This is a genomic window from Streptosporangium sp. NPDC051023 (genome assembly GCF_040689595.1).
In the GTDB taxonomy this organism is placed as follows: Bacteria; Actinomycetota; Actinomycetes; order Streptosporangiales; family Streptosporangiaceae; genus Streptosporangium.
The window spans coordinates 22,188-46,269 of the sequence record NZ_JBFBCE010000052.1 but is presented as its reverse complement, the minus strand read 5'-3'; the positions used below and the strand labels follow the sequence as shown (position 1 = coordinate 46,269).

The 24,082-nt window shown below is 68.7% G+C and carries 22 protein-coding genes, 1 tRNA gene and 1 riboswitch; of the genes, 4 read left to right on the top strand and 19 right to left on the bottom strand.

Annotation, left to right across the window (positions count from 1 at the left end):
• Positions 1-6 precede the first annotated feature (6 nt).
• The 6 genes from AB0395_RS29635 to AB0395_RS29610 all read right to left on the bottom strand — a co-directional run bounded on the left by AB0395_RS29635 (position 7) and on the right by AB0395_RS29610 (position 8,129).
• Positions 7-1,617: an ABC transporter ATP-binding protein gene (locus AB0395_RS29635; RefSeq protein WP_366286656.1), complete on the bottom strand. Its 1,611-nt coding sequence runs from the start codon at positions 1,615-1,617 to the stop codon at positions 7-9.
• Positions 1,614-2,702 (bottom strand): ABC transporter permease, encoded by a 1,089-nt coding sequence (locus AB0395_RS29630; protein WP_366286653.1) that lies wholly within the window; start codon positions 2,700-2,702, stop codon positions 1,614-1,616. The genes AB0395_RS29635 and AB0395_RS29630 overlap by 4 nt, the downstream gene beginning before the upstream one ends.
• Complete coding sequence (locus AB0395_RS29625; protein ID WP_366286651.1) at positions 2,699-3,670, bottom strand: ABC transporter permease; 972 nt, start codon at positions 3,668-3,670, stop codon at positions 2,699-2,701. The genes AB0395_RS29630 and AB0395_RS29625 overlap by 4 nt, the downstream gene beginning before the upstream one ends.
• The gene (locus AB0395_RS29620; protein WP_366286649.1) at positions 3,667-5,319 is read right to left on the bottom strand and encodes an ABC transporter substrate-binding protein; all 1,653 of its coding nucleotides are present in this window, start codon (positions 5,317-5,319) and stop codon (positions 3,667-3,669) included. The genes AB0395_RS29625 and AB0395_RS29620 overlap by 4 nt, the downstream gene beginning before the upstream one ends.
• Before the next feature lie 31 nt (positions 5,320-5,350).
• Complete coding sequence (locus AB0395_RS29615) at positions 5,351-7,111, bottom strand: FAD/NAD(P)-binding protein (protein WP_366286646.1); 1,761 nt, start codon at positions 7,109-7,111, stop codon at positions 5,351-5,353.
• Positions 7,112-7,187: 76 nt separating this feature from the next.
• A complete protein-coding gene (locus AB0395_RS29610) occupies positions 7,188-8,129 on the bottom strand; it encodes a glutathione S-transferase C-terminal domain-containing protein (protein WP_366286644.1) in 942 nt (313 codons plus the stop codon).
• A gap of 37 nt (positions 8,130-8,166) precedes the next feature.
• Positions 8,167-8,279, bottom strand: a riboswitch (SAM riboswitch).
• A gap of 52 nt (positions 8,280-8,331) precedes the next feature.
• Between AB0395_RS29610 and AB0395_RS29605 the strand changes: the two genes are divergently transcribed.
• The gene (locus AB0395_RS29605) at positions 8,332-8,835 is read left to right on the top strand and encodes a DUF402 domain-containing protein (RefSeq protein WP_366286641.1); all 504 of its coding nucleotides are present in this window, start codon (positions 8,332-8,334) and stop codon (positions 8,833-8,835) included.
• 110 nt (positions 8,836-8,945) lie between these two features.
• Here the strand turns inward: AB0395_RS29605 and AB0395_RS29600 are convergent, their stop codons facing one another.
• Positions 8,946-10,085 carry a nitric oxide synthase oxygenase gene (locus tag AB0395_RS29600; protein ID WP_366286638.1) on the bottom strand — a complete coding sequence of 380 codons (1,140 nt, stop codon included), beginning with the start codon at positions 10,083-10,085 and terminating at the stop codon, positions 8,946-8,948.
• Positions 10,086-10,433: 348 nt separating this feature from the next.
• Positions 10,434-10,509, bottom strand: a tRNA-Asn gene (locus AB0395_RS29595).
• Between the two features lie 165 nt (positions 10,510-10,674).
• Between AB0395_RS29595 and AB0395_RS29590 the strand changes: the two genes are divergently transcribed.
• Positions 10,675-10,986, top strand: coding sequence for a YtxH domain-containing protein (locus AB0395_RS29590; RefSeq protein WP_366286636.1), 312 nt, complete (start codon positions 10,675-10,677; stop codon positions 10,984-10,986).
• Positions 10,987-11,182: 196 nt separating this feature from the next.
• Here the strand turns inward: AB0395_RS29590 and AB0395_RS29585 are convergent, their stop codons facing one another.
• Positions 11,183-11,644, bottom strand: coding sequence for a hypothetical protein (locus AB0395_RS29585; RefSeq protein WP_366286633.1), 462 nt, complete (start codon positions 11,642-11,644; stop codon positions 11,183-11,185).
• The gene (locus tag AB0395_RS29580) at positions 11,641-12,939 is read right to left on the bottom strand and encodes a hypothetical protein (protein WP_366286630.1); all 1,299 of its coding nucleotides are present in this window, start codon (positions 12,937-12,939) and stop codon (positions 11,641-11,643) included. The genes AB0395_RS29585 and AB0395_RS29580 overlap by 4 nt, the downstream gene beginning before the upstream one ends.
• 297 nt (positions 12,940-13,236) lie before the next feature.
• Here AB0395_RS29580 and AB0395_RS29575 point away from each other — a divergent pair, with 297 nt between their 5' ends.
• A complete protein-coding gene (locus tag AB0395_RS29575) occupies positions 13,237-13,764 on the top strand; it encodes a hypothetical protein (RefSeq protein WP_366286627.1) in 528 nt (175 codons plus the stop codon).
• 89 nt (positions 13,765-13,853) lie between these two features.
• Here AB0395_RS29575 and AB0395_RS29570 read toward each other — a convergent pair whose 3' ends face one another.
• The 4 genes from AB0395_RS29570 to dnaG form a co-directional block, all read right to left on the bottom strand.
• A complete protein-coding gene (locus AB0395_RS29570) occupies positions 13,854-14,003 on the bottom strand; it encodes an ATP-binding protein (protein ID WP_366286624.1) in 150 nt (49 codons plus the stop codon).
• 152 nt (positions 14,004-14,155) lie between these two features.
• On the bottom strand, positions 14,156-15,046 hold the full coding sequence (efeO, locus tag AB0395_RS29565) for an iron uptake system protein EfeO (protein WP_366286622.1): 891 nt from the start codon (positions 15,044-15,046) through the stop codon (positions 14,156-14,158).
• A gap of 267 nt (positions 15,047-15,313) precedes the next feature.
• Positions 15,314-16,417: an RNA polymerase sigma factor RpoD gene (rpoD, locus tag AB0395_RS29560; RefSeq protein ID WP_366286620.1), complete on the bottom strand. Its 1,104-nt coding sequence runs from the start codon at positions 16,415-16,417 to the stop codon at positions 15,314-15,316.
• A gap of 185 nt (positions 16,418-16,602) precedes the next feature.
• Positions 16,603-18,471, bottom strand: a complete 1,869-nt coding sequence (gene dnaG / locus AB0395_RS29555; protein ID WP_366286617.1) for a DNA primase — start codon at positions 18,469-18,471, stop codon at positions 16,603-16,605.
• A 141-nt stretch (positions 18,472-18,612) separates the two neighbouring features.
• On the opposite strand from dnaG, the gene AB0395_RS29550 reads away from it, so the two are divergent.
• Positions 18,613-19,467, top strand: a complete 855-nt coding sequence (locus tag AB0395_RS29550; protein ID WP_366286730.1) for a M23 family metallopeptidase — start codon at positions 18,613-18,615, stop codon at positions 19,465-19,467.
• A gap of 636 nt (positions 19,468-20,103) precedes the next feature.
• Here the strand turns inward: AB0395_RS29550 and AB0395_RS29545 are convergent.
• The 5 genes from AB0395_RS29545 to AB0395_RS29525 all read right to left on the bottom strand — a co-directional run bounded on the left by AB0395_RS29545 (position 20,104) and on the right by AB0395_RS29525 (position 24,073).
• Positions 20,104-20,583: a hypothetical protein gene (locus tag AB0395_RS29545; protein WP_366286614.1), complete on the bottom strand. Its 480-nt coding sequence runs from the start codon at positions 20,581-20,583 to the stop codon at positions 20,104-20,106.
• 199 nt (positions 20,584-20,782) lie between these two features.
• Entirely contained in the window at positions 20,783-21,445 is a 663-nt protein-coding gene (locus AB0395_RS29540; protein ID WP_366286611.1) for a hypothetical protein, read from the bottom strand.
• Between the two features lie 57 nt (positions 21,446-21,502).
• Complete coding sequence (locus tag AB0395_RS29535) at positions 21,503-22,348, bottom strand: IS5 family transposase (RefSeq protein ID WP_366286608.1); 846 nt, start codon at positions 22,346-22,348, stop codon at positions 21,503-21,505.
• Between the two features lie 66 nt (positions 22,349-22,414).
• Positions 22,415-22,588 (bottom strand): hypothetical protein, encoded by a 174-nt coding sequence (locus AB0395_RS29530; RefSeq protein WP_366286605.1) that lies wholly within the window; start codon positions 22,586-22,588, stop codon positions 22,415-22,417.
• An 822-nt stretch (positions 22,589-23,410) separates the two neighbouring features.
• Entirely contained in the window at positions 23,411-24,073 is a 663-nt protein-coding gene (locus AB0395_RS29525; RefSeq protein WP_366286602.1) for a maleylpyruvate isomerase N-terminal domain-containing protein, read from the bottom strand.
• Between the last annotated feature and the right edge of the window lie 9 nt (positions 24,074-24,082).

Sequence of the window (24,082 nt, the reverse complement as noted above, 5' to 3'; positions counted from 1 at the left end):
TCCCGGTCAGGGCTCGGCGGAAACCAGCTTGGGCACCGCGCCGAGCAGTTCCCTGGTGTAGTCGTGCTTGGGCAGGAAGAACACCTCGTCCACGTGCCCGTCCTCGACGACCTGCCCGTCACGCATGACGAGGACCCGGTCGCTGATGTGGTGGACCACCCCGAGGTCGTGGGAGATGAAGATCAGGGCGGTTCCGTCCGCCGCCTGAATCTCCCCGAGCAGGTCGAGCACCTGCGCCTGGACCGAGACGTCCAGCGCGGAGACCGGCTCGTCGCAGACGAGCACCTGCGGCCTGGGGGCCAGGGCCCTGGCGATGGCGACCCGCTGGCGTTGACCTCCGGAAAGCCGCCGTGGATGGCGTCCCGCGACGTCGGCGGGCAGCCCGACCCTGGCAAGCAGCTCAGCCACCCTGGCCGCACGCTCCCGCGACGGCCCGCCGAGTGGCTCGGCGACCAGGCGGCCGACGGTGTAGCGGGGGTCGAAGGAGTCGAGCGGGTTCTGCGAGATCACCTGGATGGTCGAGCGACGGGGGCGACGGGAGCGCTCGGGAAGCGCCGACCAGGGGGAACCATTCAGCCGCACCTCTCCCGAGGCGGGCGCCATCAGGCCGAGGACGAGCCGGGCGACGGTTGTCTTGCCCGAGCCCGACTCTCCCACGATGCCAACGGTCTCACCCGCATGGACCTCGAAGGAGACGTCGTCGACGACCCGGCGGGAGCCGTACGCGGCCGACAGGCGCCTGACCTCCACGACCGGTGAGCCGTGGTCGACCTTCCGCTCGGGCAGCGGGGTGCGCAGCGAGATGCCCCCGGTCGCGATCGCGGAAAGGCGGGTGCCGCGCGAGGCGGCGGAGGGGACCGCGGCCAGCAGCAGCTTGGTGTAGTCCTCGTCAGGGGCGGACAGCACGCGGGCGGTCGGACCCTCCTCGACGACCACGCCGTCCTTCATGACCAGTACCCGGTCGGCGATGGAGGAGACCACGGCCAGATCATGGCTGATCATCAGCAGCGCGGTGCCCTCGGCCTTGCGTGCGGCCAGCAGGCGCAGGATCTGGGCCTGCACGGTGACGTCGAGCGCGGTCGTCGGCTCGTCCGCGATGAGCAACGGCGGGTTCGCCGCGATGGCCGAGGCGATCAGTGCCCGCTGGCGGAGGCCTCCGGAAAGCTGGTGCGCGTACTGCCTGGCACGCAGCTCCGGCTCCGGCACACCGACCGCCTCGAGCAGTTCGAGCACCTTCCGGGCGCGGCCCGCACGCGGCACGACGTCGTGGGCGGCGAGCACCTCGGCGATCTCCCCGCCAACGGTGCGGAGCGGGTCGAGCGAGACAAGCGCGTCCTGCAGCACCAGCCCGGCGAACCGGCCGCGCAACCGGCGCCAGTCGCGCGGCCCGAACCGGAGCGCGTCCCTGCCCTTGACGCCGAACTTCCCCGCCGTCACCGTCGCGCCCTGGCCGGTCAGCCCCACCAGGGTCCTGGCGGTGACGCTCTTGCCCGAGCCGGACTCCCCGACGATCGCCACACACTCGCCCTCGGCGATCGACAGGCTGATCCCCCTGACGGCCTCGACCCCCGCCTTGGGGAAGGCCACGCGCAGATCCTCGACCTCGATGAGGCTCAAGAGAGTCTCCCCTCGAAACGGCGCTGGAGGTGTCGCCCGACCAGGGTCAGGCTGACGACGGCCAGCGTGACGGACAGCCCGGGGAAGAGCACGGTCCACCAGGCGATGCGCAGATAGTTACGGGCCTCCGACAGCATCGAGCCCCACTCGGGGCTGGGCGGCTGCGGACCCATGCCGAGGAAGCTGAGACCGGAGGTGGCGATGATGGCGGTACCCATGCCGATCGTGGCGAGCACCGGCAGCGGGCCCAGGATGTTGGGCAGCACGTGGCGCAGGACCAGGACCGGCCTGCGCAGGCCGAAGGTCACGGCCTGCTCCACGTAGCCGGAGCGGCGGACCACGAAGGTCTGGGCCCTGATCACGCGGGCGTAGTTGGGAAGCTGGACCAGCCCGATCGCGAGGATCACGTTGCCCGTTCCCGGCCCGGTGACGCTGATGACCAGCATGGCCAGCAGCAGCTCGGGAAAGCTGGCCAGCACGTCGAACAGGCGGCTGAGCGGCTCGTCGACGTAGCGGGGAGACAGTCCGGCCAACGCTCCGAGGAGGGTCCCGAGGACGGCGGCGAACAGGATCGACGCCGCCCCGATGCCCAGCGAGTGCCCGGCGCCGTGGACGACGCGGGCCAGCACGTCACGGCCGAGATGGTCGGTACCGAACCAGTGCTCCGCGCTCGGCGGGGCGAGCGCGTGCAGCGGGTCGGCGGCCAGCGGGTCCGTCCCGCTCAGCAGTCCGGGGAACAGGGCGGCGACCGCGGAGACGGCCAGGAGCAGCAGGGAGAGGACCAGTCCAAGGCTCGCGCCGTACCGGCGCGGGATTGAGGGCGCGGCCCGCCGCGGCCCCGCGCCCGTGACGGCCCCGCCCACATAGGCCTCATCGACCGCATCGGCGGCATCGGCGGCATCGGCGGCATCGGCGGGCGCTGACGCCCGATGCTCCGTACCCGGCTCGCCACCGGGGACGGTGCCAAGGGCTGCGCCGGAGGCGAGCCCGGGGAGGTCCGGGCTGTCGTCGGGTGCCTGCCTGGCGGGCGGCACCGTTCTCACCGGCTTCTGGCCGAGGGCCGGTTCCTTGTCGGAGATGGTCATCCGCTCTTCCTCAGCCGGGGGTCGATCACGAGGTAGGCGAGGTCGACGATGGTGCTGACCGTCACGTAGACCGCGGCCGCCAGCATGATGATCGCCATGACCACGGGCATGTCCTTGCCGGTCACCGCGGTGAGGGTGAGCTGGCCGAGGCCGGGGCGGCCGAAGACGGCCTCGACGACGATCGCGCCGCCGAACAGGACCCCGACGAACCAGCCGGTGAGGGTGACGGCGGGCAGCAGGGCGTGCCGCAGCGCGTGCCTGCTGACGAGCCGCCACTCGGTGATGCCGCGCGAGCGGGCGGTCACCGCGAACGGTTCCTCGAGTGCCCGCTCCAGGCCCTCGCGGAGCACCTGGCCGAGCACGCCGGCGATCTGCAGGCCCAGCGCCAGGGCGGGCAGCACGAGCGAGACGAACCCGCGGTCGCCGGAGACGGGGAACCAGCCGAGGGTGAAGGAGAAGACAGCCAGCAGCAGGAGCCCGATCAGAAACGGTGGTACCGAGACCGCGACCAGCTCGGACAGACCGGCCAGTCCCGCGCCCCAGGAGCGGCGGCCCGCGGTGGTCAGCGCGAGCACCAGGGCGATCACGACCCCGAAGACGGCGGCGGTGAGCGCGAGCCTGATGGTCGGCCCGATCTGCGAGGAAAGGATCTCGGCGACGTCGCGCTGCAGGACGTAGGAGCGGCCGAGGTCGCCGTGGAGCAGCCGCAGCAGGTAGTCGGTGTACTGGCTCAGCTCGGAGCGGTCCAGCCCCCACTCCGCGATGATCTGCGCCCGCCGCTCCGGGGTGTCGATGCCGTCGGCGATGAGGACGTCCACGGTGTCGCCGGGGACGAGCAGCAGGGCGAGGTAGGCCGCGGTGGCGGCGACCCAGAGCACGATGAGGCCTGCTCCGAGCCGCCTGGCCACCGGGCCGATCCACCCGGCGGCGGCCAGCCCCCGCCGCCGGGTGAGCATGAGGGTGCTCACGTTCCTATCCGGATGTCGTAAGCACTGTTGGGGGTGCCGGAGACCGGCTCGAAGGTGACACCGGTGACCGTCGCGCCGTAGGCGACCTGGTCGGCGGGGACGTAGACCGGCAGGAGCAGCGCCTCGTCGGCGACGACGATCCGCTGTACCTTGGCGTAGATCTCCTTGCGCTTGGCCAGGTCGGAGGTCGCCGCGGCGTCGGCGAGCAGTTTGTCCACCTTCGCGCTCTCGAAGTGGGTGCGGTTGATCGCGGCGCCCTTCGGCAGGATCAGGTTGAGCGCCGCTCCCGCGTCGGTGTCGCCGCGCGAGTTCTGGAACAGCTCGTACTGGTCCTGCTCGAGGGCCTTCTGCTGGGTGCCCTGGTCGACCACCTTGGGTTGGAAGTCGATGCCCGCGCTCTGTTTGACCGCTGCCTGGACGGCCTGGGCGAGGATGTCGCGGCGGTCCCTGACGAACGGCGCCGACTCGATCGAGCGGATGGTCAGCCGCTTGCCGTCCTTGACTCGGAAGCCCTCCGCGTCGCGCTTGTCCCAGCCCGCCTCGTCGAGCAGTTTGTTGGCTCGCTGCGCGTCGTTGCCGAAGGTGTTCTCCAGGGAGGGGTCGTAGAACTGCGGGCTGCCCTGGCCGACGATGCTCCAGGCCCGCTTCGCCGTACCCTGGTAGACCGAGTTGAGCACGATGTCGACGTCGACCGCGGCCCTGAACGCCTCGCGCACCCGTTTGTCGTCGAACGGCGGGTGGGAGACGTTGAAGTAGTAGGAGAACGCGCTGCCGGAGTTGAGGCTGGTCTCCACCTTCAGCTTGGGGTCGCTCTTGATCAGGCCGAGTTCGGTCGCGGGCACGCCCTCGATCACCTGGACCTGTCCCGAGGTGAGCGCGCCGACCCGGACCGCCGCCTCGGGCAGGAAGCGGTAGGTGATCTCCGCCAGGTGCGCGGGCCCCTGGTGCGCCGCGTTCGGGGGCGCCCAGTTGTACTTCGGGTTGCGCTTGTAGTGGACCTCCTGCCCCGGTGTGAAGCGGTCCAGGATGAACGGTCCCGTGCCGACGAGGTCGGGGCCGCCCGCCTTGAGGTCTTTGGCGTTCTTCAGCGACTTCGGGGAGACCTGGCCCGCGTACGGCGAGGACAGGAAGTCGAGGAACAGGCCGTCCGGCGCCTTCAGCGTGACCTTGAGCGTGTAGGGGCCGGTCACCTCCGCGGCGGAGAAGTTGCGCAGCTGGATCGCGGCGACCGCGACGTTGTAGCCGGGCGTGACGAGCTGGTCGAGGTTGGCCTTGACCGACGCGGCGTCGAACTTCTCCCCGTCGTGGAAGGTCACGTCCTGTCTGAGCTGGAAGGTGTAGGTGAGCCCGTCCTTGGACACCTCCCAGGATTTGGCGAGCCAGGGCAGGAACTCGCCGTCCCTGCCTCTGGCGATCAACGCGTCGAACTGGTTGTGCACCAGCAGGCGGGCCTTGTTCTGGCCCCACTGCTGGGGGTTGAACGTGATGGGCTGCGTCTCCACCGCCCACACCAGCGAACCGCCCTCGCCGCCACCGTTGCCGCTACTGTCGCCGCCACCGGCCGCCGCGCCCTTGGCCCCGGTCTCGGCCCCGCACGCGGCGAGCGTCAGCACCCCGGCGAGCGCCAGGGCACCCCATTGCACTTTCACTTACTTCTCCTCGGGAGATTCGTGCGTCGCCTCAGGCGACATGTCTGATCTGAGTGGTGACGGCCTCGGACAGCACGATCCGGGCCAGGGCGTCGGCGTGGCGGAAGAGTGGGGCGTTGAGTCCGGGCCTGGCGAATCCGCCGGTGGCCCGGCCGCCGACGACCCAGGGGCCGAAGGCGAACCTGTGAGGATGAGGGGTGTCGGATCTGTCGAGCAGGCGTCGGTCAGCGGGCCGTACCTTCAGCAGCCCGGAGGTCTCGTCGACCTCGCCCCGGTCACGGAGCGCGGTGATCAGCGGGTCGGTGGCCCGGCTCACGCTGGGCGCGGGCAGCCTGGCCTCGACGAGGGTCCTGGCCGTGACGGCGCCGGGCACGGTCGGGCTGCGCGCGACCCATCGGCCGCCACGGTGCTCGACCTTGAGGTCGGCCCCCAGGAAGGTGACGACGCCCGCCCTGGCCAGGGCCTTCAGCTCCTCGAGACGGGGGCCTGGCGGGCCGCTGGCGATGTAGCCGAAGAAGCCGTTGAACCACGGATCGGAGATCCCCAGCTCGGCGAGGACACCGTAGACGGACAGCAGCCCGAGGATCATGGCGTGGTCGGCGCTGTGCGCAGGGTCGGAACGCCGCTCCAGGTCGGCTCCCATGTATCCGTCCATCCACCTACGCAACCCTGCCGAATCGCCGAACCGTATCCGGTCGAGCGGCCGGTCGAGCCTGTCGAGGTCGAGACGGTCGGCGTGCCGGGGCACGGCCCTGCGGATCAGCGCCCGCATCCCGGCGCTGCGCCACTCCTCGGCCGCGAACCCCTCCTCGAACTCCTCCCAGCCCACTCTGGACCGTTTCGGATGGGCGGTGACCAGCTCGTGGTAGTAGGCGAAGGCCAGTTCCTTGGCGACCAGCGGCCACACGTCCCGCCGGAAGTTCCATGGCCCCTCCCCCAGCGCCTGCGCGGTCAGGAAGCGCGGCACCGGCGGGCGGACGCCCCTGAAGGGGTATCCGGTCTTCGCGTGGTACGGCACGCCGCGCCGCGAGCCCACGTGGAGCAGCGGTTCCCGCCCGCTGGGCAGGTAGACGAGCTCGCCGTCGTGCTCGCGGACGAACCGGCCGCCCCGCCCCGAGGTGAGCAGCACCATCAGGTCGACGAAGGCCAGTCCCATACCGCGCACGAGCACCGGCTCGCCCGCGGGCAGCCTGTCCTGGCCGAGGTCGAGGTCGGCGGTGTATCCGGTCGGCAGGTAGCGCAGCCCGCTGTCCTCGGCCAGGGCCGCCAGCCGCCGCTCCTCCGCGGACGGGGTCACGTCGCCGTGCCCCTGCGCGAGGATCACCGCGTTCACCTCGATACTCCTGCCGTCCTCCAGCTTCACCACCTGGCCGCCGGGCACATCGACGAGGTCGAGCGCGCGCGTCCGGTGCACGTGCACCCGGACGCCGCGGGGGGCGGTGTCGACGGCGCGCTGGAAAACGTGGGAGAGGTAGGCGTTCTGCACGGGACGGGGGACGAACCGCCCCGGGTCGCAGCCGAGCCACTCGGCCAGAGAGGGGCCGGGACGAACAGGGCCGACGCACTGGACGGACTCGTCGGTGAACAGCGTCACGTCGGCGGCGGTGGAGTTCATCCAGAGCAGCTCCGGCTGCTCCCTGCGCCAGACCCTGCCGCCACCCGGCGGGTACGGGTCGACCACGTGAATGTCCAGGGACGGCCAGTGGAGCAGCTCGGCGGCGTTGGCGCAGATCCGCTCGACCAGGCAGGTGCCGGTCGGCCCCGCGCCGATGACCGCGATGGAGGAACTCATGCCACCCTCTCCCGCCACGCCCCGGGCTCCTCCCCGCACGCGCCGCCCTGTGTCCGGCCCCTGCTCCCGCGTCGTCTCATAGCGCGGCTCTGCGATGGGGCAGGTCCCAGTCGGCGTGCGACGGCTCGACCGTGACCCGCCACGGGTCGGTCTCGCCCTCGGGGGTCGAGAGCGCGCCGAAGTCCGTGTTCTCGTGGAAGGCGGGGTGCTGGTAGAGGTCCCTGGCGTAGTCCCACAGGTTGGGGAAGGCGGTCAGCGGGCGCTCACTGATCCTGGCCCCCGGGTTGTCGCTCACGTCGAACCTGAGCAGCGTCGGCCAGAGCCGCACGTCCGACTCGGTGATCCCTGAGCCGAACAGGAACCTGCGGTCGGCGAGCCTGGCGTCGAGTTCCTCGAGGAAGGCGATCACGGCCTTCCTCGCCTCGTGGTACTCCGCCTCGGTCGTGGCCGAGGCGACGCGGCCCGCCGCCGTGTTGACGTACTCGTAGATCCGCGCGTTGAGCGCGTCGATCTCGGGCCTGAGCTCCTCGGGGTAGAGGTCGACCTCGGGGTCGCCGCCGAACTTCGCGCCCAGGTCGAGGGTGATGTCCGGGAAGTCGTTGCTGACGATGCGCCCGCTTTGCCTGTCCCACAGCACCGGCACGGAGACGTGCCCGTCGAAGCCGGGCTCGGTCGCCTCGTAGGCCTCCCTGAGGATGGCGAAGCCGTTCACCGGGTCCGCGCCGCGCCTCTCGCGGAACGCCCACCCCCTGCCGTCCCGCTCGTCGTCGACGTAGGACAGCGAGACCACGTCCTGCAGCCCTTTGAGGGAGCGTACGATCGCCGCGCGCTGCGCGTAGGGGCAGACCGCCGCGACGTAGAGGTGGTAGCGCCCGGGCTCGGCGGGGAACTCTCCCGCGCCGTCGTCGGTGATCCGTCCTTGGAAGGGGTAGCGGGGGCCCGGCCGGTCACCAGGGCGGTAGCGGCCGTGAGCGTCCAGGTCGACAGGGCTCGCGTAGTTGAGTGTGATCTCGGACATGTGCCGCTCCCAGGCATGCCTCGGTGACCCGCTGCGGGGTCCGCGCTTGCGGCACGCCCACCGTGCCGCCTGGTCTCCCCCGGGGGCACCCCGCCGCGGTGCGAGGGTTGCCGGTCAGTCAGCCGGGGCTTTGCACTGACACTCTTAACCTAGTTAGACGGTAGGAAATACATAGATCTCTGTCAACCCTTAAAGTCGGAGCATGTCTCAAGAGATCGTGAAGGTGGTCTACCGCAAGTACGACGGCTCTCTGCACTGGAACCATCCGGCCTTGCTTCTCGGCGAGGACGAGCACGGCGTGTGGACCGGCTGCCCGGCCGGCAGCAGCGGCAGGAGGGGAGAGGAGCCACCGATCGTCTGGGACCAGCCGTTCGTGATGCTCTTCCCCCGCGATGCCTGGTGGACGGCCACGTTCAACGCGGCGCCGTACAAAACGGAGATCTACTGCGACGTCTCGACCGTGCCGCGCTGGAACGACGGCGAGGTGACCATGGTCGACCTGGACCTCGACGTGATTCGCCTGCGCGAGGACGGCCGGGTGTTCCTCGACGACGAGGACGAGTTCGAGGAGCACCAGATCCGCTACGCCTACCCCCGGGACGTCGTCGAGAACGCCCGCGCCTCGGCCGCCGCGCTGCTGGAGGCCGTCGGCTCGGGCACGGCCCCCTTCGCCGCACCCCCGCGTTGGCTCGCCCTGGTGAGCTGACCTCCCCCACCGTACGGCCGGCCCCCGAGAACCGAGCCCCCCGAACAGCCGGAGCGCCTACAGGGGCGGGAAAACGGGGGCGCGGCGCTCGGTGAAGCCGGCGGGACCCGTCACCACCTTCCGAGATCCCAGCGGCCCAGCGCCCGCTCCTGGGAGTCGGGGTGGCTGGCGAAGTTCGGCGACAGTTCCACGTTCTCGTAGTAGCGGTGGAAGACCGGCGTCGCGGAGCCGGAGATGGGCGGGACGATCCAGCTCCAGTCCGCCGGGCAGACCCGGCCCGCCTTCTCCTCGCGTTCCACGTGGGTCAGGAAACGCCTGGCCTCGGTGTGGTGGTCGGTCATCGTCACCCCCGCCCTGTCGAAGGAGTGCAGGACCGCCACGTTCAGCTCGACCAGGGCGTGGTCGCGCCAGAGCGAGCGGTCGTTGCGGGTGTCCAGACCCAGATGTCCGGCGATCAGCGGCACCAGGTTGTAGCGGTCGGCGTCCGCGAGGTTGCGGGCGCCGATCTCGGTGCCCATGTACCAGCCGTTGAACGGCGCCGCCCGGTAACAGACCCCGCCGATCTCCAGGCACATGCTCGATATGGCCGGTACGGCGTGCCAGCGCAGCCCCAGCCGCTCGAACCACGGGTACGCGGGATGGGAGAGCGGCACCTCAAGCACCGCGTCCCCGGGGACCGTCGAGAGCAACGGCGGCCCGTCCCCCATCGAGATCGCCAGGGGAAGCACGTCGAAGGGCGTGCCGGGACCGCCCTTCCAGCCGAGTTTGCGCACCATCGTGGTGAAGTCCGTGTAACGCGGGTCGCCGACGACGGAGCCGTCGTCCATCGCGTATCCGGCGTAGCGAATGAGCTGCTCGTTCCAGATCCTCGGCCCGGAAACCCCGGGGCGGTCCTGGGCGAACACCGTGATCGTCGGCCGGATCCTGCCCCCCGACGTGACCTCTCGGAGGTGGTTCACGCATTCGACCGCGACTCCCTCTGCCGTGCTCACCCGGCGCCGGTCGCGCACCCGCAGCGACCTCCAGTAGAGCCGCCCGATGCACCTGCCGCTGTTCCGCCAGGCCACCCGGGCGCCGAAGGTGAGCTCGTCCGGCGTGTGCGTGTACGTCCCCGTCCTCGCGATCTCGACCCGCACCTCGCGCAGCCGTGACCGCATCGGGCCCGCCTCCGGATTCTCCGCGTGGAACAGCCTCAGGTACTCCTCGGCCGCCGCCGTCACGTCCGCCGGTGCCGCCGGCCGCTCGGGCACCTTCTCATGAGCTTCCTGGTAGATCCCCTCATAAACCCCCGTTCGGACACCTTGTTCCTTTTCCTGCGCATGACGCCAGGACCTCGGCCAAGTCGGCACAGAAAGACCATCCATATACGACTCACGGGTACGACATGCCGTTCCGGGCGGCACGGTTCCCTCAGCACAGTGTCCCTAACCCCACTGTGATCGCTGTGATCCGCGGCAGCGGCGCCCAGGTCACCGAGCGCGAGCATGGTGACACGGGACGCAACGCCCCCCATTTTCCGTGATTCACGGGAATTTGTCCGCTAAATAGGACATGAGACGGCGAAGGCCCCGGGAGCTGGGCTCCCGGGGCCTTCGATATGGCTCCCGCGATAGGACTCGAACCTATAACCTGCCGGTTAACAGCCGGCTGCTCTGCCGATTGAGCTACACGGGATCGTGCTTTGCGCTGGTCGGCCGGGGCGTTTCCCCCCGCTCCTTGCGGCGCAGGAATAGATTAGCGCACTCCGGGAGTGTGTGTCGCATCGATACTCCGGGGTAGGTCCGAGACAACTCGTGATCCGTGGGTAGGGTCCCGCCAAGGACGGTTGTGGAGGTGGAGATGCGTTACCGACTGATGTTCGGTGTAGGTCTCGCGGTTGGCTACGTCCTTGGGAGCCGCGCGGGCCGGGAACGCTACGAGCAGCTCAAGCGGATGGCCCACCGGGTTTCGGACAGCCCGGCCGTCCAGGAGGCCGCAGGCCTGGTCGGCGCCCGGGTCTCCCAGGTCACCGACGTGGCCAAGACGAAGGTGACCCACGTGGCCAGGAATCGGTTGCCGTTCCTGCAGTCACACGACGACTGGCAGGCCGACAAGCACGACGAGACAGGCACCGGCTGGCCAGAAGACGAACGAGCCGTCACCCCTCATTAGCCGCATCGGCCGCGGAAAGGCCTCCTCGGGGGCCTTTCACGTGTCGATGGACATCCGTAGACCGGCGAGCCCGATCCGGGCGTCACCTCACTCTCAGACGCCTCACAGCACCCCAGGCATCTCAGCATGCCCGGAACCATTGGAGCCGTCTTCCCCGCCCTCAGACTCGCCCTCGGACGCGCCCTCGGACTCGCCCTCAGACGCCGAAGCTGCGGCGCGTCTCCTCCAGGGCCTGCTCGGCGAGGGCGCGCAGGCCGGGGTCCTGCGGATCCATCCCGGAGTCGAAGACGAACTCCCAGATCAGCCGGTCGCCGTCGGTCTTCCTCGCCACGAGGCGCACTCCCCCGCGGACGTCCAGCGGGGCGTACTGACTGACCACGATCGAGGCGGTCACCCGCTCCCGCACCGCCTCGGGAATCCGTCCCGGCTCGGGCAGCAGCACCCGATGGGTCTCACCCGCCGTGGTGACGACCGTCAGCCCCTCCTCGTCCCATACACCTCGATCGACCTGGAACCATGGCAGCCTGATCCCGCCCAGGTAGAGCGCCTTGTCGGTCGCGATCACGTAGCCGTCCGGCCCCTCGGCGTAGGTGAGCACCCGGTCGGTCGGCACGACGGCCGCGCGGACCTCGGCGGGCATCCGGTTGAAGAGCTTCATTTCTCCACGTTATCGGCGAGCAGGTCGAGGGTGAGCGCGGCCGACCAGGAGAAGTCCCGACTGCCTCTGCCGCTGCCGTCGAAGGGGTCGAAGCACTCCCTGAAGCCCGACTGCCGTACCAGGCGCAGGGTGCAGGCGCCGAGCAGCCGCGCCAGGCCGGTCAGCCCGTGCACGACCGCCGCCTGCCGCAGCAGCCAGTTGGTGTTCACCCAGGACGGCCCCCGCCAGTAGCGGGACCGATCGAACTGGGAGGCGCGGATCTCGCAGCTCGGCACGGGATATCCGGCGGCTCCCATGAACCGGGCCGACTCCAGCACGCTCACCAGCTTCGCCACCCGGTCCGCGGGCAGACCGGGGTCGAGCATCGGCCCAAAGCAGCCCACGGTGCAGACCGGGCTGAGCCGTCCGGCGCGCAGGTCCAGGGCGTGGAAGGCATCACCGGCCCACAGCCGCTCCAGCAGCGCGGCCCGGATCCGCTCTGCCGCCTCCCGGTGCGGCCCCGGGTCGGCTCCGGCCAGCGGGGCCAGCTCGGCGAGCGCCTGGCACGAGGCGAGCCAGATGCCGTTGAACATCGGGTCCTCGACCGCGAACGGGTGCTCCTCGCGCAGGTAGGCCGCGTCGTAGCCGGAGTCGCGGTAGCGCAGGGCCAGCCAGACGTAGCGGTCGTGGTGGCCGTTGAGGGGATGGTCGGGGAACGGCTCGCGCCGGTAGGCCTGGGGAACCGGGGTCAAAGCGTCCAGCGGGGCGTCCCACACGGGGCTGTCGTCCATTCCCGACTCCCAGGGATGAACGATCGCGGCCAGCCCTCCTCCGCCCAGGTCCCTGCTCGCGGCGAGATAGTCGTGCTGGGCCACCAGCATGGGGTACAGCTCGCGGACGAGGGCCCGCGCCTCCTCACGGTCCTTCGCATGTCGCCACATCCACCAGACGGCCAGGGCGTGCAGGGGCGGCTGGGTCAGCCCTGAGGTGAGCACTCCGGTGGGGGCGTCCGGATGGTTCTGGGAACACCAGACGGACGGACCGGGGAAGTAGGCGTCGGCGCGGCCCTGCTGGAAGACGATGTGGGGCACCATGCCGGTACGCCATTGCCCGGCCAGGAGGCTGAGCAGTTCCGTCCCCGCCCTGCGGGTGTCACAGCGGGACACGCCGATGGCGACGAAGGTCGAGTCCCAGTTCCACTGGTGCGGATAGAGGCCCGGCGCGGGCACGGTCGCGGCCCCCGCGCGGTTCGCGTCGAGCACGGACCACGCCTCACGCCCAAGCGCGGCGTCGTCCACTGCCGACCGGCCTTCCATTCGCCCAGTCTGCGCCTGTATTCGTGGAGAGAACAGTGCTTCGCCCCCTCTGCATGCTTTCGACGCGTCAGTTGGCCCGCTTCGGACACGCCGCCCCGGACAGTCGTTCCGTCTGCCTCACACGGACCCCGGCAGGCTTAACGGCCACTGAGAGCCGTTTCCGCCTCGTCCGCCTCCGCGCGCACCTTGGGAGTGTCGATGGTCGCCATCGGGCAGAAAACCCCAAAGGGGGCATTCATGGATATAAAGCGGAAAATCATGATTGGGGCGCTATCCCTCGCCACCGCAGGAGGGACGGTGGCCGCGTTCTCCGCGGCCAGCGCCGACACTCCCCCACCCCAGACACCCGACACCGGGACCACGACCGCTCCGGCCACCCCCAACGAGCAGGGCCGGCGGCAGGACGGACAGAACCCGCAGAACGAGGAGTGCGACCAGGGCTGGCAGAACGAGCACGGCGAGAACGGCGAGAACGGTCAGGGCGACCAGGGGGGTCGGGGAGGCCGAGGGGGCCAGGGGCAGGAAAACGAGCAAAACGAGCAGAAGGGGCTGTCTGAGAATCACCCACAGGACGGACAGGACGGGCAGGACGGGCAGGACGGGCACGGCGATCAGCACACCTGGAATGGCCAGGACGGGCAGAACGGCCAAGGAGGCGCCAAGGGCTGCGGTGGCGGCGGCAACGGTGGAGGCGGCGGTGGCGGCACCGGTGGCAACGGCGGCGGCGGCGGTGACGGTGACAACGGCGGTGACGGCGGCAACGGCGGTGACGGCGGTAGCGGAGGCGGGGGCGGCGGAGGCGCTGGAGGTGAGGGCGGCTACTGAGCGATGATCTCGTGCGCTCCCCCGGTCACGCCCGGACGGCACCACAGCACGGGGGAAAGGCGTGTGACCACCGTGCCCGGTGCCGGGCATCATCCGGCGTGCCGGGGGAACCGGACACGGAACAACGCCCCGCCTCCGGGCGAGTCGCCCACCTCGACCTGGACGTGATGCCTGCGGGCGATCTCGGCCACGATGGCCAGGCCGAGACCCGCGCCACCCGCCTCCCTGGCCCTCGCCACGTCCGTCCTGAAGAAACGATCGAATCTGGTTCATCGTCACGGCCAGGCCCGCGACCTCGTCCCGTGTCCCCGGTACCGGCCCCCTGGCAGGCCCTGTGAGACAGGGCAGGCCTCTCTTCCGGAAATCCCGGGAACCGCGTCCGGGGGACGGGTCAGCCGGAGGTGACCGCGGCGAGGCCGGACAGCGGCTCGGCCAGGGCGTTGAGGGCGTCGGCGAGTTCCTTGGCCTGCTCCCTGGAGAGGTCGGTGTAGAGAACGAACCCCTCACCCCTGGCATGCTTGGCGAGGAGGGTCTTCAGGTCGGCGAACTCGGTGTCCAGGGTGGTGGCGAGCCCGGCGTCCCGCTGCTGCACCACCGGCCGCAGGAGCTGGTAGACCTTGAACGCGCCCTCCAGATTGCCCTTGAAGTCCCACAGATCGGTGTGTGAGAAGGCCTCCTCCTCACCGGTCACCTTGCCGGTCGCCACCTCGTCGAGCAGTTCCTTGGCCCCGGCGGCCATGGAGGCCACGGTGATCTCCACGCGGGGCAGCACAGCCCTGAGCCTGCTGAGGTCGGCCAACAGGGTGTCGCCGTACACGGCCTCCTGCCGGATCGTCTCCGGCGCCTGCCACAGCGCCTTCTCCAGACGGTGCCAGCCCGTCCAGGTCTGCCCCATTTCGAGGTCGGTTTCGCGTGCGTCCACCTTGGCGTCGATGTCGGGGAACGCCTCCGCGACCGGTTCGATGCTCTCCCAGCCGATCCGGCTCGGCGCGTACAGGGCCTTGGCCTTCTTCACCTCGCCGTTCTTCAGCGCCTCGACGAAACGCGCGGTTCTCTTGATGGTGTCGTAGGTCTGGTCTTCTGCGTAGGTCCGGTACTCCTTGACCACACGCGCGGCCTCCAGCCCCTCCTGCGCGACGTACCCGCCGAGGGCCGGGGCGTCCCGGGGGACACCGGCATTGGCGTCGGCACCGGCGCCGCCTCCGGCACCGGTCGAACCGCACGCGGTCAGGACGAGGGCGAGAAGGCCGCAGGACGCGACGGAACGGAGGACAGCGGGCATGGACGCTCCTGGATGTCTTCGTGGAGCATCCATAATCCTTTAATCGCACGTCACAGCCTCGGCGACGTGCCGATCCTGATGACGATCGCCACCTCGTCCCCGGGAGAGGGCGGGGAGGAAGCTCCTCGAATCCACCGCTTTCGGCAAAACATCGCGAGCCCCGGCGCCCCGGGAGACATCCCGGCCGCTGAGCGGGGAACAGCCCGCGGGTACGGCGGAGGCCCCCGGGACGAGCTGTTTCCGGGGGCCTCCGCCGTACGGGGACGTTCAGTCGAGATAGTCGCGGAGCATCTGGGCCCGGGTCGGGTGACGCAGCTTCGCCAGCGTCTTGGACTCGATCTGCCGGATGCGCTCCCGCGTCACGCCGAACTCCCGGCCGACCTCCTCCAGCGTCCTGGGGTGTCCGTCCGCGAGACCGAAGCGCAGCTGGATGATGCGCTGCTCCCGCTCGGACAGCGTCGCGAGGATGTCGTCGAGCTGGTCCTGCAACATGATGAAGGCCGCGGCCTCCATCGGCACGACCGCGTCCGCGTCCTCGATGAAGTCACCGAGGTCGGAGTCCTCCTCACCGATGGGCGACTGCAACGAGACCGGCTCCTGCGCGATGCGCTGGATCTCGATCACGCGGTCGATCGGGAGGTCCATCTCCAGGGCGATCTCCTCGGGGGCGGGCTCGCGGCCGAGGTCCTGGTGGAGCTGCCGCTGGACGCGGACCAGCTTGTTGATCGTCTCGACCATGTGCACCGGGATGCGAATGGTGCGCGCCTGGTCGGCGATGGCCCGTGTGATCGCCTGGCGAATCCACCACGTGGCATACGTGGAGAACTTGTATCCCTTGGTGTAGTCGAATTTCTCGACCGCCCTGATGAGCCCGAGGTTGCCCTCCTGGATGAGATCCAGGAACAGCATCCCGCGCCCCACATACCTTTTGGCGATGGAGACGACGAGCCGCAAATTGGCCTCGATCAGGCGCTGCTTGGCCCGTGTGCCCTCCCACACGAGCTCCTTGAACTCCGGGAACGCCAGCCGCGAGACAACGCTGGTCAGCTTGTCCTCGGCGAACAGCCCGGCTTCGATGCACTTGGCGAGCTCCACCTCCTCTTCGGCCGTGAGCAGGGGCACCCGGCCGATCTCCCGCAGGTAGATGCGGACCAGATCGCTGGTCGGGGCTCTTTTACCGACATCCTCCTCATCGGACCGGACGGTATCCTCGTCGCCCTGAGGCTCAAGAACCTCCACTCCGTGCTCGGCGAGCATCCGCACGACGCGTTCAAGCGCGTCCGACGGCAGCTCGGATTTGTCGAGAGCGGCGGCGACGTCATCGACCGTGACGCTTCCGCGCTCTCTTCCTTTCGCGACGAGGTCGGCCACCTGGTCTACCGATGGCGGCCCACTTGGCAGCACCGATGCACCCACGGGAGACAGTCTGCTGTATTCAGTCCCCTAAATGGCAGACCTATTTTTGTCACCGAAGGTAAGAGCGCGATCATTATCAAACCGAGACCTTATTGGGGTTTGGTCGAATCGCGACATGGAAATTAAAGTCAATTACGTGATCAGCTTCCCGACGCACGTTCCTTCAGCACACGCCGCTGCTGCTCCAGCGCGACCAGCTCGGCGAACAGCCGGTTGTACTCCTGCTGCTCCTCGACGGGGTTGGTCCGCTGCATCCGCGACTTCAGCTGCTCGATCGCCCGCGCGACCGAGATGAGCTCGAGGGCGGCGAGCATGGCGGAGGCGTACCGCTCCTCGTCGGCCAGGTCGGCGCGCAGTTCCTCGACGGCGAAGCGGGTGACCACGGGGCGCATGGTGTCGGTGACCCCGGCGAGCAGCCGGTCGACCCACTCTCGCCCGCCCGGGCCCGCCGCGGCCGTACCGCCCGCGTCCACGATCAGCTTGTGCAGCGCGACGTGCTCGGGCAGCGTGAAGGCCTCGGCGCCGATCGCCTCGAAGCCGGGGCCGAGCAACGCGGGACGCTGCACGGCCAGCTTCAGCACCTCGGCTTCTGTCCGCACTCCCGGGTCGGTCAGCTCGGCGACCTTGCGCGGCCCAGAGGGCCGCTGTGCGCGCGCCTGGCTCTGGGCCGCCGGCTGGGCGTTGACGGAGACCTCGGCGATCCGGTCCATCACGAACCGCTCGTTGTTGAAGCCGAGCCAGCGGTCGAGGTCGACGCCGTACAGCTGGCGCAGGGCCCTGTCCTTGATCCCGGCCACGATCGGCGCCGCGGCGTCCAGCGCGGACAGCCTGCCCTCGTTCGTGCTGACGTCGTAGCGGGAGATCACACTGCGGATGGCGAACGCGAACAGCGGCTCACGGCTCGCGATCAGGTCCCGCACCGCGGCCTCGCCGCGCGTGACGCGCAGGTCACACGGATCGAGACCGTCCGGCTGGACGGCGACGAAGGTCTGGGTGACGAACTTCTGCTCGTCGGCGAAAGCACGCAGCGCCGCCTTCTGCCCCGCCGCGTCGCCGTCGAAGGTGAAGATCACCTCACCCTGTGAGCCCGACTGGTCGAGCAGCAGCCGCCGCAGCACCTTGATGTGCTCCTGGCCGAACGCGGTGCCGCAGGTGGCCACCGCCGTCGGCACCCCCGACAGGTGACAGGCCATCACGTCGGTGTATCCCTCGACGATCACGGCCTGGGACCGCTTGGAGATCTCCCGCTTGGCCAGGTCGACCCCGTAGAGGACCTCGCTCTTCTTGTAGAGCGGGCTTTCCGGGGTGTTGAGGTATTTCGGGCCGTCCTCGGCGTCGTTCAGCTTGCGCGCGCCGAAGCCGATCACATCGCCGGTGATGTCGCGGATCGGCCAGACGAGCCTGCCGCGGAACCGGTCGATCGGCCCTCGCCGCCCCTCCTTCGCCAGGCCGCCCTTGATCAGCTCGGCGGAGGTGAAGCCCCTGCCCATCAGGTGCCGGGAGAGCGCCTCCCACTCAGCGGGCGCGTAGCCGACCCCGAAATGCTCCGCGTCGGCCCGCTCGAACCCGCGCTCGGACAGGAACTTGCGCCCGATCATGGCCTCGGGGCTCGCCAGCTTCGCGGCGTAGAACTCCGCCGCCGCCCTGTGCGCCTCGATGAGGCGGCTGCGCTCCCCCTGCTCGCGCCCGGGGACGTAACCGCCCTGCTCGTAGCGGAGGTGGATGCCCGCGCGGTTCGCCAGTCGTTCGACGGCCTCGCCGAACGACAGGTGCTCAAGCCGACGGACGAAGGTGATGACGTCACCGCCCTCGGCACATCCGAAGCAGTACCAGTAGCCGCGGGTGGGGGTGACGTTGAAGGAGGGACTCTTCTCGTCGTGGAAGGGGCACAGCCCCTTCAGGTTGCCGCCGCCCGCGTTGCGGAGCTGGATGTGCTCACCCACGATGTCCGCGATCGGTGAGCGCTCCCGCACGAGCGCGATGTCCTCGTCACTGATCCGGCCTGCCACGCCGCGAGTCTAGTCCGGTCCTCCGACAGCTTGGCGCCCGACAGAATGGAGCACCGACTTTCCCAAACAGGTCATGACCAATCGGAAGGTCGGTTACAAAGGTAAAGGCTGATTCTCGATAACGTTAGCCTGGTGGAGATCATGCGATCGGGGCATATAGCACGACTGACCGTGGTGACGGGCGCGCTGCTCGTCACCGGGGCCTGCGCGTCCCCGGGCGGGGTCGCGGGCATCAGCACGCTTCCCCCCGCGGCCGAGGTTGCGGCCGCCGAACCCGGGGCGATCACGGCGACGATTCCGACGCCGTCCCCGACACCCGCGGCGCAGGTGAGCGTGACGCGACCGGTGGGCGAGGACCCGGTGCAGGTCCCGCCGCCGAAGCTCTCGAAGTTCACCTACGCCTTCCCGGTGAAGGACTGCAGGGTGACCTACGAGAGCAGGCTGCTCGTGCTGCCGAAGACCACGATCTGGACCGGCAAGGGATGCTCGTTCGTCTCCCCGGTGAGCGGAGTGGTCGACGAGGTCAACGCCAACAACCGGTGGAAGCCCTCGACCGACCGAGGCGTCGACCGGGAGGGTCGCTTCGTCACCATCATCGGCGACGACGGGGTGCGCTATCTCGGCGGCCACCTGGACAAGGTCACCCCGGGCATCAAGCCGGGCACGCGGGTCAGCGCCGGTCAGCTCCTCGGCCAGGTCGGCAACTCCGGCAACGCCCGCTCGACCGCGAGCAACCTCTACTTCGCGATCTCCTGGAAGACCGACTCCTCGCTCTGGTGGGTACGGCGCGGCATGGTCAAGCCGTGGAACTACCTGGACGCCTGGCTGGACGGCAACCGCACCCTGTCGCCCGCCGAGGAGATGCGGACCGTGATGAACCAGGTCGGAGCCGCCCCCAAGTGCTCAACCCTGTGCGCGGGCAAGCCCGTCCCGACGGAGAAGCCCCCCAAGAAGCCCTCCCCCACCCCCGAGGAGAAGATCCCCCTGGGCAACTGACCCTCCCGGCCCCTGCCTGCCAGGTGTCCCACCTGGCACGCCCTCTCTCAACCGTGCGTCCTTCCGGCCACGACCCCTGCCCGCCGCGTGTCCTCCCGATCGCCGGGTCTCGACCGCCGCCCCTGTCAGCCTGCCGGCCCCGGCCGCCGCGCGTTTCCCACCCGGACGGCGTCCGGCGGGCCGTGGCTGTCCCGGGGCGCCGAGGCGGGCGAAGACGCGAATGCACACGCCGATAGCCGTAGGTTGCATGGCTGTCGGTGAAGATGCTCATGATGAGCGTCTTGAGACGGTCACACCGCTGGGCGATCACCGAAGCAGGGCGGGGGCGCCATTCGTAGTAGCCCGAGTCGGCCGTCGGCCACCCCTGGAATGCTCCCTCTCCGGTAACCGACCAGGCCTGGCCCTGGACGGTCACCGGAAACGGCATGACGAACTGCTTCCGCAGGACCTACGGATCGGGCATCCGCGTCAGCGACTCCCCACCCGATTGGCCCTCCCTGCGATCCGGACCTGATCCGACGCTTGCTCCTCCCTTCCGGACCGCCACCGCTGTCCTGATCATCGTGCTCCGGCCGGAGAGGGCCGAAAGAGTCGGACGGCGGGGCAGCCCGGTGGACGGGAAGCTCCGACTGATCGTCAGGTCTGATCCAGGCTCACGATCAGAAGCGTCTCCGGCCTGGCCGACGCCTTGATCGCTTTATTGATCTCATCCGGATAGGTACGGCGTTCCTCGGGGTAGAACGGCTGGAAATCCAGGTACACGCCTTTCCAAACAGTCGACCTCATCTCGACCCCGTCGGGAGCCACCTGCCTGACGACCACCCATTTGCGGTCACGCAGGAGATCGCCGGCCTTACTGGACGCATCGTGGCCGTTCACACCCCCGACGTCGATGACGAGCAAGTTCGTGACTTCGATCCCCGCTCCGTAGTCCCCTTCGTCGGTGGCCTCTCCCAGCACCTTGCCGATGCCACGTACCTCGTCGAGAACAGCCGGAGCGACTTGTGTCTTCCCGTAGAACACCCCGCATCCCGAGATAAGGAGGTGTGCGCTAAGGAGAACCACAGTCATACCGAGGAGGCGGCCGACTCGTCGCACACTCTCGTCTCTGATCAAGAGCATTTTCTTGCGAACACCGCCTCATGTCATTTGCAGTTTGGGGCACAATCCCAGAACTCTTTGGCCACTTCCCCGTACACGTATCCCTCTATCTCCGCCCTACGTTTCCGCCCTACCTCAGCGTTCCCGCTCTTGAGCCCATAACCTTTCATCCAGCTTTCGAACTTACTGTATTTAAGCTCGCCGTTTATCACGGTCACCCCCGAGCATCCGCAGTAGGCGCGGGCGGCCTCCATGTCAGTGAGCTGGTGGTCCACCCACTTCGCCTTTGTGTACTTTGATTCTCCCACCTTCCCTGTTCGTACACCTTATACTTTATGTTCTCCTTCAGATACCGCATCCATGCAGCCGCCAGATGAATGGCCCTCTCCGGATTTTTGAAGAGCTCATCCGAGATGGTCTTGGCCTTCGCATGCTTCCAGTCCCGCTCCTTCGAGTAGTACTTGTCCAGCATTATTCGCGCCTTATAAACCTCCATCTGAGCGATCCCAATGGAGGCGTTTTCCATCTTCCCGCTCTTGAGGAGAATCTCGTACGACTCCGCCGCATTCTGCCCCAGCTTGCCCATCTTATTCTCCCAGCCACTGCTCTCGTATATGAGCACGGCCAGAAAGACATTCCTATCGATATGATGATTGTCTGCGGCCTGACGGATGACCTTCCAATATTTGAGAAGGTGGCCGTATTCACCATAGTTTGTGATCTTTACTTTTCCTATAGAGCTTTGATAGTAAGAGACTCCACCCGCCGTCACCGTCACCTTCTGGGGTTCGTATTTTTTCATTCCCCCGTACAGCGTCCACTGGACAAGAAGATCCTTGGCGCTCATCTCCGGAGTCCAGTGCTTTATGTAGTCCATCCGCACTTTTTCGGGGACGTCCCAGTAGTTCGCCTGGTCTAGAGGGCGTCTGAAAAGTCATGATCGCTGCGCTCCGAGACGGTGCAGGAGCAGCATGCAGGTGGCCGTGTAGATGACGTTCTCAGAGGTTGTGATCAGGTACTCGTAGTCGCGCGACAGCCGTCGATAGCGGCCCAGCCAGGCATAGGTCCGCTCCACGACCCAGCGGCGCGGGATCACCCCGATGCGCGGTACCTCGCGCGGCGGTGCGTCGTTCCTGGCCCAGGTGGAGCGCATGCCGCCGTCGCGGCGCACCACGATCTGCACCGTCACCCCGAGCGCCTCCTGCGCCCAGCCGATGAACCGGATTCCGCGATAGCCCTGATCGGCCCACACGTGGTGCAACCGCGGGAAGCGGTCGATGCTGCGCGACAGCACCACCATCGCGCCGTCCCGATCATCGGCGTTGGCCGGGCTCACGCAGGCGCCCAGCACGATGCCGAGGGTGTCGACCAGCAGGTGCCGCTTGACGCCGAGGACCTTCTTGGCGCCGTCGTAGCCGTGCAGGCCGCCTCGTTCGGTGCCGCGCACGCTCTGGCTGTCGGTGATCCCGGCGCTTGGTGTGGGATCGCGGCCCTGACCGAGGCGTTCCTGCTCGCGCAGCACGGCCAGGGCCTCTTCCCACAGGCGGGCGATCCGCCATTGGCGCCAGTAGTGGTAGACCGTCTGCCACGGTGGGAAGTCGTGCGGCAGCAGCCGCCAGGCGCAGCCGGCCCGCAGCCAGTAGGAGATCGCGTTCACGATCTCCCGGCGGGCGTGCACCGCCGGGCGGCCGCCGTACTTGGGGGCGGGAATCAGCGGCTCCAGCAGTGCCCATTCGGCGTCGGTGAGATCGGTTGGATAGGGGCGTCGGGGGTCGGGCATGGGGGCCTCCCACGCCCAGCAACGCACACCGGCAGACAGCCGGGCAGTTACGCAAACGCCAGCTTTTCAGACGCCCTCTATCTCCCTACCGTTCTCCATGAGACCCAGCCTCTGGGCTTCCTCACGCGAGAATAGCGGGAACAGTGTCCACTCGCCGAAGTTTTGGTTGTACCATTCCCGATCCGCCTTGGTGGTTCCGTTGAACGTCACACAGCAGTTTTCCCCATAGGCGTAGTACACCTCGTTACGGCCGATAGGGGGGGCCACCCAATCCCAGCTGGTCGAGCCGCTCGACACCGCCGGAGTGGAGGCCGCTCCCTGCCAGCCTGAGCCGCCTCCCCTGCTTCCTCCGGCCCCTCCGGTCTCGATCACCGTGCTGTGGCCGGTGGGGTCGGTGCCGGTGAGCGGCGCGGCATTGGCGTAGGTGTAGCGGTTGGCCTGGAGCGATGGCCTTCCAGCCTTTGCCGTCTACCGTGGTGGTCGTCTCCTCGGTCTTCACCAGGGAGGGGAACCCCTTGGCCGACCCGGTCAGCTGCTTGGGCGTGACTGGTCGCGGCGCCGAGATCCGCACCGCGCCGGTGGCGGCAATCCCGGGTGTCGCGGAAATCAGTAATAACCCTGGAAGGGCCGCTATCAGCGGCACCACCTTCCAGCGAGTCGAATGCGAGCATGACAAATTCCGGCGCATACGCCGTCACCTTCCGAACCCTCGCCGCGCATGCCGAAAGACCGCTTCACCCCATCCCAGGGGAGAGCTTCGCAAGGGATAAAGGTGGCGGTTAAGGGCATGCAAATCGATAGACGATCAGAAGGTATACATGCGTCGTTCCAACGAACAAGATCTACATAAATAACAAATAAAACAAACTCGATCTTCAAGTGGTGAAGATCACTTTTTCGTCCTCTTGACTTCTCTTCGTTCTTGGTCATGCGCGGGCACAATCATGCCGTCCGCCCCGGACGGCATGAAGCACCAGGCCACTCGTGAAGGAACCGGGATTGGCCTCAGAACCGTTCGGCGGCGCGATGTTCCGTGCCGAGCATCGGTACGCGGGACACCGCCTACGGCATGCCCGTGGATCGGGGGGCGCCGTACCAGCGCCAGGAGGTGAGGCGGGGGCGGCCGGGGAGTTCCGAGCGGCCGGTGGCCCACAGCAGGGTGTGCCAGCGGTCGGTGTCCGCGGGCGCGTCGGGGAACAGGCGGGTCAGGACCCGGGCACACAGGTCGGCGGGCGGTTCCCAGGTGACGCCGAGACCCTCGGCGACGTCGTGGGTGTGCACCAGGGTTTCCACCAGACCCATGGCCGCGAAGCCCTCCGGGTCGGCCACCCCGAAGATGTGGAACGCACGGGTCTCGGGTGAGGCGGTGCGCACCATGGCGACCAGCAGGGCGCCACTGGCCTCCAGCACCTGCAGCAGTCCGGCGGGCCCGAGGCGGCGCTCCGCGAAGATCACATTCGCCGGCCCCTCCGGCTTCTGACGGGTCCACACGAACGGGACGTGGTCGTCCAGTGGGGGCGTCCGGGGTCCCAGCTGGGCGGCGTAGGAGAACAGGTCGTCGGCGAGGTGCTCGACGGTCTCCCAGCAGCTCCACCGCAGGGATCCGGCCTTGGCGTCCCAGTCCGCCGCGAGCGCTTCGCGCAGGGTGGTCGCCGCCAGCCGGACGGCCTGCTCGACATCGTCCGCGGTGATGGGACCGGTCGACGGTCCGGGCGTTTGAGACATGGCGCGAGC

Coding starts and splice junctions, on each gene's coding strand:
- AB0395_RS29585 (WP_366286633.1), bottom strand. CDS start 11,644: ATGAAGCTCTTCAACCGGATGCCCGCCGAGGTCCGCGCGGCCGTCGTG.
- AB0395_RS29580 (WP_366286630.1), bottom strand. CDS start 12,939: ATGGAAGGCCGGTCGGCAGTGGACGACGCCGCGCTTGGGCGTGAGGCG.
- efeO (WP_366286622.1), bottom strand. CDS start 15,046: ATGCCCGCTGTCCTCCGTTCCGTCGCGTCCTGCGGCCTTCTCGCCCTC.
- AB0395_RS29540 (WP_366286611.1), bottom strand. CDS start 21,445: ATGGACTACATAAAGCACTGGACTCCGGAGATGAGCGCCAAGGATCTT.
- AB0395_RS29525 (WP_366286602.1), bottom strand. CDS start 24,073: ATGTCTCAAACGCCCGGACCGTCGACCGGTCCCATCACCGCGGACGAT.
- AB0395_RS29550 (WP_366286730.1), top strand. CDS start 18,613: ATGCGATCGGGGCATATAGCACGACTGACCGTGGTGACGGGCGCGCTG.
- AB0395_RS29615 (WP_366286646.1), bottom strand. CDS start 7,111: ATGAGTTCCTCCATCGCGGTCATCGGCGCGGGGCCGACCGGCACCTGC.
- AB0395_RS29630 (WP_366286653.1), bottom strand. CDS start 2,702: ATGACCATCTCCGACAAGGAACCGGCCCTCGGCCAGAAGCCGGTGAGA.
- AB0395_RS29610 (WP_366286644.1), bottom strand. CDS start 8,129: ATGTCCGAGATCACACTCAACTACGCGAGCCCTGTCGACCTGGACGCT.
- AB0395_RS29605 (WP_366286641.1), top strand. CDS start 8,332: ATGTCTCAAGAGATCGTGAAGGTGGTCTACCGCAAGTACGACGGCTCT.
- AB0395_RS29590 (WP_366286636.1), top strand. CDS start 10,675: ATGCGTTACCGACTGATGTTCGGTGTAGGTCTCGCGGTTGGCTACGTC.
- AB0395_RS29535 (WP_366286608.1), bottom strand. CDS start 22,348: ATGCCCGACCCCCGACGCCCCTATCCAACCGATCTCACCGACGCCGAA.